7 protein-coding genes are annotated in these 8,921 nt (G+C 51.9%); 3 read left to right on the top strand and 4 right to left on the bottom strand.

What is annotated here, in order from left to right:
- Positions 1-194 precede the first annotated feature (194 nt).
- From nhaA to hemA, 4 genes are all read right to left on the bottom strand, one after another.
- A complete protein-coding gene (gene nhaA, locus KDK13_RS11220) occupies positions 195-1,370 on the bottom strand; it encodes a Na+/H+ antiporter NhaA (RefSeq protein ID WP_257285060.1) in 1,176 nt (391 codons plus the stop codon).
- Positions 1,371-1,578: 208 nt separating this feature from the next.
- Positions 1,579-2,454: a peptide chain release factor N(5)-glutamine methyltransferase gene (gene prmC / locus KDK13_RS11225; protein WP_257285061.1), complete on the bottom strand. Its 876-nt coding sequence runs from the start codon at positions 2,452-2,454 to the stop codon at positions 1,579-1,581.
- A gap of 3 nt (positions 2,455-2,457) precedes the next feature.
- Entirely contained in the window at positions 2,458-3,543 is a 1,086-nt protein-coding gene (gene prfA, locus KDK13_RS11230) for a peptide chain release factor 1 (RefSeq protein WP_257285062.1), read from the bottom strand.
- A 44-nt stretch (positions 3,544-3,587) separates the two neighbouring features.
- The gene (gene hemA / locus KDK13_RS11235; protein ID WP_373692234.1) at positions 3,588-4,919 is read right to left on the bottom strand and encodes a glutamyl-tRNA reductase; all 1,332 of its coding nucleotides are present in this window, start codon (positions 4,917-4,919) and stop codon (positions 3,588-3,590) included.
- A gap of 238 nt (positions 4,920-5,157) precedes the next feature.
- Here hemA and KDK13_RS11240 point away from each other — a divergent pair, with 238 nt between their 5' ends.
- The 3 genes from KDK13_RS11240 to ispE all read left to right on the top strand — a co-directional run bounded on the left by KDK13_RS11240 (position 5,158) and on the right by ispE (position 8,781).
- Complete coding sequence (locus KDK13_RS11240) at positions 5,158-6,987, top strand: tetratricopeptide repeat protein (protein WP_257285063.1); 1,830 nt, start codon at positions 5,158-5,160, stop codon at positions 6,985-6,987.
- A gap of 93 nt (positions 6,988-7,080) precedes the next feature.
- Positions 7,081-7,704, top strand: coding sequence for a lipoprotein insertase outer membrane protein LolB (gene lolB / locus KDK13_RS11245; RefSeq protein WP_257285064.1), 624 nt, complete (start codon positions 7,081-7,083; stop codon positions 7,702-7,704).
- A 111-nt stretch (positions 7,705-7,815) separates the two neighbouring features.
- Positions 7,816-8,781 carry a 4-(cytidine 5'-diphospho)-2-C-methyl-D-erythritol kinase gene (ispE, locus tag KDK13_RS11250; protein ID WP_257285065.1) on the top strand — a complete coding sequence of 322 codons (966 nt, stop codon included), beginning with the start codon at positions 7,816-7,818 and terminating at the stop codon, positions 8,779-8,781.
- Positions 8,782-8,921: the final 140 nt, after the last annotated feature.

Raw genomic sequence — 8,921 nt, forward strand, 5'->3', positions numbered from 1 at the left:
AGGCTAAAGAGCTCTCTGTATGATTTGTCAGAAGTACCGCCAACTCCTTTTTATTGTTCAGGTTGCCCTAAGGGGGGGACTTCAGGATTGATAAATTGTAAGCGAGTTTAACAGTTTTGCAGAGACTTTAGTGATAATGGGGGCGATTCTTGTTGGTTGAGGGTTCCGGCCCCGGTTCAGAGGCCGGAAAGAAATCAGGCCTGTTTGCGTCCGGCCCAGTAAAGCGTGGCAAAGCCAAAGATAGCAGAGAGAATGGAGCCGGCCAGTACACCAATGCGATCTGAAATCAGGTAACTGGCATTCACATCTTCAAAGGCCAGTGAGCCAATAAACAGGCTCATGGTAAAACCGATGCCACAGAGAATAGAGAGGCCGTACATCTGGATCCAGTTGGCTCCGGTGGGCAGTTTTGCCAGCCCGGATTTAACCGCCAGCCAGCAGAAGCTGAAGACTCCAATCTGTTTGCCCAGGAATAGGCCGGCCATAATCCCCAGGGGAATGGGGGTGAACAGGCTTCTGATCTGTTCCGCATTAAGTTCGAGTCCTGCGTTGGCAAAGGCAAAAATAGGCAAAATGACATAATGAACACTGCTGTGCAGGTTGTGTTGCAGGGCTTTCAGTGGTGATCGACCTCTGCGGTCAACAGTTTTCAATGGAATGGTAAACGCCAGAAGTACGCCAGCCAGCGTAGCGTGCACGCCTGACTTTAATACACAGATCCAGAGCAATGCACCCACAACCATGTATGGCCCGATCCTGGTGACTCCCCGATAGTTGAAGAATACCAGGATGGCGAGTAAGGCAGCGGCAATACCCAGTGATGTCAGGGACAGACCTTCGGTGTAGAAAATAGCAATGATAATGATGGCACCCAGGTCATCAATGATGGCCAGTGCCAGCAGGAATGTCATCAGTGATGGGGGGGCACGTTTGCCGAGCAAGGCAAGAATGCCTACTGCAAAGGCAATGTCAGTGGCGGCGGGTATTGCCCAGCCCTTGATGGCAGTGGGATCTGAGTAGTTAAAAGCAACATAAATGAGTGCCGGTACCAGCATTCCGCCGATGGCGCCAATGCCCGGCAGCATCACCTGGGCGGGAGTGCTGAGTTCCCCTGCCAGCACTTCCTGTTTGACTTCGAGGCCAATCAAAAGAAAGAATACGGCCATCAGGCCATCATTAATCCACAGTAACAGTGGTTTGTGGATATCCAGTGGGCCTACGGTAAAACGGATGGGGGTTGACAGCAGTAAGTCATAATACTCTGCAAAAAAAGTATTGGCAGCAAGCATTGCCAGTGCCGCAGCGATAAAAAGCAGTACGCCGATGGCGTAGTCCTGCTGCAAAAAGCTATGAAATCGTCTGGCAAACATATTTTCTCCAAGTGCCCGTAGCTAACCCGCCTATAGCCCATCAATTACAGTAACATGCCCCTGAGAATGTTATGCCTGCTTTTGGTCAAAAAAATATACGTTGGCACAGTGGGCAAAAAATGGCATTCAGTTTATATGCACTGAATGCCGCTTGGTATTAAGGGTTATTACTTATGGCGGCAGAATGGAGTACGCCTGTAGCGGTATTTCAGATTGCAGGTTTGCGGGCAAGGGTCACGCGGTCATGACCGGACAGATCCGTTTCTGTGCGAATTTGGGTGAAGCCTGCCTGAGAAAGAATGGTCAGGACGGGTTTGCCCTGGTCATAACCGTGTTCTAACAGGATCCATCCTCCGGGCTTCAGGCTTTGCAGAGATTGTTCGGCAATAGCCCGAATATCGTCCAGCCCATCAATTCCGGAGACCAGCGCTGAAAGGGGTTCATAACGAACGTCTCCTTCTTTCAGATGCGGATCATTGCTGCGGATGTAGGGGGGGTTGCTGACGATCATATCCATTGAGTTCTTAGCCAGTGGTGAGCACCATGAACCCTCGATAAATACCGTGTTCCGGATGCCATTGATAATCGCATTTTCTGCGGCAATAGCGAGGGCTTCCGGGCTTTTGTCGATGGCGGTTACTTCCCAGTGCGGGCGTTCTTTGGCCAGGGCGAGGGCTATTGCACCGGTGCCGGTTCCCAGGTCTGCCACTTTGAATGTTGATGCGGAGTTTTGAACGGGTGAACTCTCCGGGTTAAGTGCATGACACAGTGCCAGTTCCACCAGAAGTTCGGTGTCTGGCCTTGGGATCAGGGTGGCTTCGGTAACTTTCAGCTGAAGGCTCCAAAACTCCCGTTGTCCGGTCAGATAGGCTATGGGATGTCCTGCTTTTCGTTGATCAATGAGCTGTAAAAACTGATCCATCTGCCCTGTGGTCAGAAGTGCTTCAGGCCATGCGAAAAAATAACTTCGTGGCCTGTCAAGAACGTGTGCCAGCAGCAGCTCTGCATCAAGCCGTGGGGTAGGGCTGGCAGAAAGTATACGGGATGCTTCTGCCAGGGAGGTGTCGATTCGGGCGCTGCTCATGACTTATTCGCCAGCCAGGCTGGCCAATAGCTCAGCCTGATGCTCCTGAAGCAGAGGGTCAATGACTGGATCCAGTTCGCCTTCAACAATTTCGGGCAATTTATAGAGGGTAAGGTTAATGCGATGGTCAGTAACCCGCCCCTGTGGGTAGTTGTAGGTACGAATACGCTCAGATCGGTCACCACTGCCTACCAGGCTTTTCCGGGTATCACTGATCTCTTTCGCGGCAGCGGTATCCTGGGCATCCTGAAGTTTGGCGGCCAGCCAGGTCATGGCCTTGGCCTTGTTTTTGTGCTGCGAGCGCTCATCCTGACATTCAACCACAATGCCGCTTGGCAGGTGGGTAATTCGAATGGCTGAGTCGGTGGTGTTGACGTGCTGACCACCGGCACCGGATGAGCGGTAAGTGTCGATTCGCAGGTCTTCCTTGCGGATCTCGATAGCCTGCTGTTCATCGGGTTCTGGCATCACGGCAACGGTGCAGGCAGAGGTATGGATTCTTCCCTGGGATTCAGTCTCAGGAACCCGTTGTACGCGGTGGGCGCCAGACTCAAACTTCATCCGACCATAGACGTCACTGCCAATAACCCGGGTGATTATCTCTTTGTAGCCGCCATGCTCGCCGTCGCTGGCACTGATAACTTCAACTCGCCAGCCACGTTTTTCAGCGTACCTTGAGTACATCCTGAACAGGTCGCCTGCGAAAATGGCCGCTTCGTCGCCACCCGTTCCTGCCCGGATTTCGAGGAAGGTGTTCAGGCCGTCCCTTGGGTCTTTGGGTAACAGCAGAACTTCCAGATTCTTTTCCATCGCTGGCAGCCGTTCTTCACAGCTGGCCAGTTCCTCGCGAGCCAGTTCTGCCATGTCCGGGTCACCTTCTGCCGTCATGGCTTCTGCTTCGGCTTTGTCGCTGAGTAACTGGTCATATTCCTGGTAAGCTTTGACCACCGGTTCCAGCTCAGCATATTCCCGGGAGAACTTGCGGAACTGATCCTGGTTACCAATAACCCCGGGGTCACTCAACAGTGCGGAAAGCTCTTCGAAGCGCTCCCCGAGGTTTTCCAGTTTGATAAGAATGGACTCTTTCATGATGTCTGCAAAAGGTGCTTATAAAGGGTAGATTCAGAACGCCATCAGGCATCCTGGGTTGAATCGGATTGACGACTGGTGCTCAGGCCCAGCAGTTTTTCTGCCCACTCCAGCTTTTCCTGTTGCCCTTTTGCGGCAGCGTTCTTCAGCTGTACGCTGGGGTGGTGCATCAGTTTGTTGGTCAGGGAACGGGCAAATTGCTGGAGTACTTCTTCCGGCCTGGCTCCCCTGGCCAGCCACTGCAGTGCTTTTTCCAGCTCCAGGTCTCTGATCGCCTCGGTGCTCTGGCGATAGTCGCGGAGAAGGCTGACGGCATCCAGGGCGCGCAGGCGTGTCATGAACTCAAAGGTATCAGCTTCAATCATGCGTTCAGCCTGTTGGGCAGCATCTTTACGCTGTTGCAGATTGTCTTCAATAACATCCTGCAAGTCATCAACTGTGTAGAGAAAAGCATCAGCCAATTCGCTCACTTCGGGTTCAATATCCCGGGGAACAGCGATATCCACCATAAACATAGGCTTGTGTTTTCTCTGCTTCAACGCCTTTTCAACGGTTCCTTTGCCAAGAACCGGTACCGGGCTGGCGGTAGAGCTGATAACAATATCGCTTTCATGCAGTATGTGAGGCAGGTCCGAGAGCAAGACAGGTTTTCCACCAAAAATGTCGGTTAAGCGCCGGGCCCGTTCCAGGGTGCGGTTGGCCACGATGATATTGGCAACACCCTGCTGGCAGAGGTGTCGTGTTGTCAGTTCAATGGTCTCGCCGGCTCCGATCACTAATGCCGTGTTCTCGCTCAGGTCGGAAAAAATCTGCTTTGCCAGCCGGGTGGCAGCATAGGCCACGGATACCGGTTGCTGGTTGATGGCGGTTTCTGTTCGAATCTGTTTGGCTGTGGTGAAGCTGTGCTGAAATAATCGATTCAGGCCCGGGCCAGCTGTGCCTGCTTCCTGTGCGCTTGCGTAGGCGGATTTCAGTTGTCCCAGAATCTGAGGTTCGCCAAGTACCATGGAGTCAAGTCCGCAGGCGACCCGCATCAGGTGACGGACTGCCTCTTCATCATGGAAGAGGTAGCTGTGTTCTGCCAGTAATTTGCCGTTGGCCTGGTGATAACAGGACTGCCAGTCAATCAGCTTTTCGTGGCAAAGTCTGACTGCCTCGGAACCGGAACTGTGGATGGCACAGTAGATTTCGGTGCGGTTACAGGTAGACAGGATGGCAATTTCTTCAATGCCGGTTTGGATCCTGGCGTTTTGAAGTGCATCGGACAACTGCTCGGCTGAAAAGGCAACCTGCTCCCTCAATGTGATTGGTGCTGTCCTGTGATTGATACCGGCGGTAATATACCCCATCAGACCTCTGTTGCTGTCCTGATTCACTGCTACATTGCTGGAATGTCTTGTAAATCCTGCTTATGTTTTTTCTGGCTTATGACCATATCCGGTACCTCAATCGCAGTGATCAGATTCAGACCCAGGCTACTCTGAGGCAAGAGAATCTTCATGGGGCTGCTGGATTGACAGGTATTTCGGCCGATCAATTCTGCAATGGAAAGCGTGTAACTGCAAACTATCTTCACACTTTTTAATGGAAATCAGGGGAAAGGGCATACCATCCATGATTAGAATGATTGCCGGGGCTGAATATTTCATCAACGGGGCTGATGTTTGCAGAAAATGCAGTAAATCGCTGGCTCTTGTTTTTGCTTTTTTTCTGGCAGGTTGTGCCAGTCAGCATGTTCAGCAGGTTGATAATAGCGCTGCAACCTCCACAGATAGTCAATCACAGGCCCGGGCTGATGAACCTGTTGCCCCCTTTGCAGCGGAGACGCTTTATGATTTGCTGGTGGCTGAGTTGAGTGGTCAGCGCCAGCGCTATGATCTGGCCCTGGGGAATTACTTGAAACAGGCGCACAAAACAAGGGATGCCGGTGTGGCCCAGAGGGCCTACCAGGTTGCGGTTTATATAGGGGCAAGGCAGGCCGCGCTGGATGCGTCATTACTGTGGGTTGAACTTCAGCCGGAAAACCCGGAAGCACTTCATGGATCAGCTCTGGAGCTGGTGTATGCTGGCCAGTATAACAGGGCCTTTGCCCAGATGAGCCGACAGCTTTCTGTGGGTGGAAGCCCTGCCTTTGATGTGCTTGCCAGTGCGGCGGGCAGCGCTCAGGGGGGGATGACTGAAGATAGCCAGCTTGAACTTACCCGTCAGTTTGACAAGTTGTCTGAGGCTTACCCGGATTATCCTGCGCTGACGCTGGGTAAAGCCATTCTGCTTCAGCAGGCCGGTGAGTTTGAATCAGCGCTGGCTCTCGCCAATGACCTTCTCAGGCAGGATCGTGGGTTTGTACCTGCCATGATGGTAAAGGGCCGGGCTTTAAATAAATTGAAACGGGATGCTGAAGCCGAAGTTATGCTTTCTGAGGCGGTTCATCGATACCCTGATAAAAACCGGCTTCGATTGTTATATGGCCGGGTTCTCGTGCATGCCGGTAAGCTTGATCTGGCAAGAAAGCAGTTTGAAATACTGCTTGATAGGGCTCCCGGGGAAAGTGATATTGTATTGTCCCTGGCGCTTATCACATTGGAAAATGATTTGGAGCAGGAAGCCGGGCAGTACTTTGAACAGCTATTGACCCTTGGTGAGCGGAACAATACAGCTCACTACTATCTTGGACGTTTAAGTGAGAAGCAGCAAAAGTATTCAGCAGCAAAAGCGCATTATCTTTCTGTAGATCCCGGCAAGGAGTTTATGGCAGCCCAGGTGGCATTGACCCGGATGCTGGTTGAGCAGAATAAACTGGATGAGGCGCTGACCCTCCTGGGGGAGGCAAGAAACCGCCATCCTGCACGGATGGAATCGCTTTTCCTGTTGGAAGGCGAGCTTCTGATAGATGACCGCCAGCTGGGCAAGGCGCTGATATTGTTTGAACGGGCGCTTAAAACAAACCCTGAATCAGTAAACCTTCTTTATTCAAGAGCAATGGTTTATGAAAAGCTGAATGATCTGGAGGGGCTGGAGAAAGACCTGCGTTCTATCCTGGCGTTTGATCCTGATAATGCTGCTGCATTAAATGCCCTGGGTTACACTCTTGCTGACCGAACCGATCGCGTTAAAGAGGCTGAAGCACTGATTTTGCAGGCTTATGATTTGAACAGAAAAGATCCGGCTATCCTGGACAGTATGGGGTGGGTGCAGTTTCGCCTCGGTAACTATGATCAGGCCGAAAAGTATTTGAAGATGGCATACGCCCGGCTTCCGGATGCTGAAATCGCGGCTCACCTGGGTGAAGTGCTATGGGTGAAAGGTAAGAAAGATGCGGCAAGGTCTCTCTGGGCGGAGGCGTTGCAGAAAAGTCCTGATAGTCAGATTTTAAAGGATACGATGGGGCGGCTCACAGGGACTGACCCCAAAAGTCAGCCAGAAACCATCAGTACAACACAGTAATTTTTTCAAAAGTAAATGTCGCACCTTCAGCCGTCGTGTTCATGACGAAGATGGAATGGTGCATACGCGTAAAGCAGCCTGGTGCATGTAGGAATGGGTGTTGATAAATACTTTTCTGGTTTAAGGGTTTTACTGGTTCTGTTTTTTTTCATGCTTGCTGGCTGTGCTTCCCGAACGGTTGATTCAGGCAGGCAGGTCAGTGACGAAGAGAAAGAGCAACGCTGGCAGCGACATCAGGAGCGTTTAGGGCTGATTCAGGCCTGGGAAATGACCGGTCGTCTTAATATGAAGGTTCCGGGGCGATCAGGCACGATGTCTGTTGACTGGCAACAGCGGGGGGATGAATACAGGTTGTTGCTTGATGGCCCCTTCGGGGCGGCGGTTGCCCATATTTCAGGAAGTCGCCAGGGGGTGTCAGTAACGGCAGCCGATGAAACCCGTTACGGGCCATCACCTGAAGTGCTGCTTTATTCGCTGACAGGGTGGCAGTTTCCAGTCAGTCATCTGAGGTATTGGGTCCGGGGGCTGCCGGCGCCGGGTGATGATGCCAGGATCCAGCTGAATAACCTGGGATACCCCGACAAAATTGAACAGCAGGGTTGGGTGGTTACTTACCAGCAATACGGATTGAGTGGCAGTCAGCGGTTACCTGTCCGTTTGGTTGTGAGCCGTGGAGAGGTTCGATTGAGTCTGATAGTCAGTAGCTGGCAGTTTTAACACTGTCAGTCAGTCTTTGCTGATGTTCCGGGTTAAATTCAAAATCTGATTTTTTTTCAGGTGTTTTATTTTCCTGCTTTAATACACAAGTGTGTTGGGAGAGTCTTCTGGATGCTGACAGAATTGGTGTTGCCAGCCCCGGCCAAGTTGAACCTGTTTCTGCATATTACTGGTCGTAGACCTGACGGCTATCATAACCTGCAAACGCTTTTCCAGTTTCTGGATTTTGGTGATCAGCTGACGATAGCCGACAGCGATTCAGGCATTGAGTTGCTTGCCAATCTTGAAGGGGTTGAGCCGGAGGATAATCTGATTGTCAAGGCCGCCCGTCTTCTTCAACAGGAGACCGGTTGTCGGCGGGGTGCAAAGATACATCTTGATAAACAGCTTCCCATGGGGGGAGGGCTGGGTGGAGGCAGTTCCAATGCAGCGACTACTCTGTTAGGGCTTAATGCCTTGTGGGGGTTGAGCCTTACGATTGATCAGCTGGCGGAACTCGGGTTGAAGCTGGGGGCTGATGTTCCGGTTTTTGTACGTGGACACAGCGCTTTTGCCGAAGGGGTTGGTGAGATTCTCACTCCTGTAGAGCTTCCGGAAGCGTGGTTCCTGGTTCTGGTTCCGAATGCACAGGTGAATACTGCCGCGATGTATGGTCACAGTGATTTGACAAGAGACTCATTGCCCATTGGAGTGCGCGATGTTCTTGGGCGAGAGGGTGCCGCTGATCAGGCTCCCGATAACAATCAGGAGCACCATCAGAATCAACAGCGGCGAAACGATTTCGAACCTCTGGTTCGTTCACTGTATCCCGAGGTTGATAAAGCGCTCACTCTGTTGGATAATCACGCCGGTTCGAGCATCGGGCGGGCAATGATGAGTGGTTCCGGGGCATCGGTATTTGCCCGGTTTGCCAGTCGTGAACAGGCGTTAACGGCACAGAATGCACTGACTCCCAGCGTTACTCGTCCCAGGATTGCAGATGATACATCAACGCTATACAGCTTTGTGGCGCGCGGTATTAATCGTTCGCCCCTGCATGCAGCTTTGCAGCAGGCAGGTTTCATGCTTACAGCGTGATTTTGCCTGTTTATCACCAAAGACTGTTTTGATGTAAACTACGATAACTCGGCCTGGATTGTGCGCGGATTGATAAAGAGAATTACTGGGGTGTCGCCAAGCGGTAAGGCATCAGGTTTTGATCCTGACATGCGGGGGTT

The organism is Endozoicomonas sp. SESOKO1 (assembly GCF_024606265.1).
GTDB lineage: Bacteria > Pseudomonadota > Gammaproteobacteria > Pseudomonadales > Endozoicomonadaceae > Endozoicomonas.

Coding starts and splice junctions, on each gene's coding strand:
- KDK13_RS11240 (WP_257285063.1), top strand. CDS start 5,158: ATGATTAGAATGATTGCCGGGGCTGAATATTTCATCAACGGGGCTGAT.
- lolB (WP_257285064.1), top strand. CDS start 7,081: ATGGGTGTTGATAAATACTTTTCTGGTTTAAGGGTTTTACTGGTTCTG.
- ispE (WP_257285065.1), top strand. CDS start 7,816: ATGCTGACAGAATTGGTGTTGCCAGCCCCGGCCAAGTTGAACCTGTTT.
- nhaA (WP_257285060.1), bottom strand. CDS start 1,370: ATGTTTGCCAGACGATTTCATAGCTTTTTGCAGCAGGACTACGCCATC.
- prmC (WP_257285061.1), bottom strand. CDS start 2,454: ATGAGCAGCGCCCGAATCGACACCTCCCTGGCAGAAGCATCCCGTATA.
- prfA (WP_257285062.1), bottom strand. CDS start 3,543: ATGAAAGAGTCCATTCTTATCAAACTGGAAAACCTCGGGGAGCGCTTC.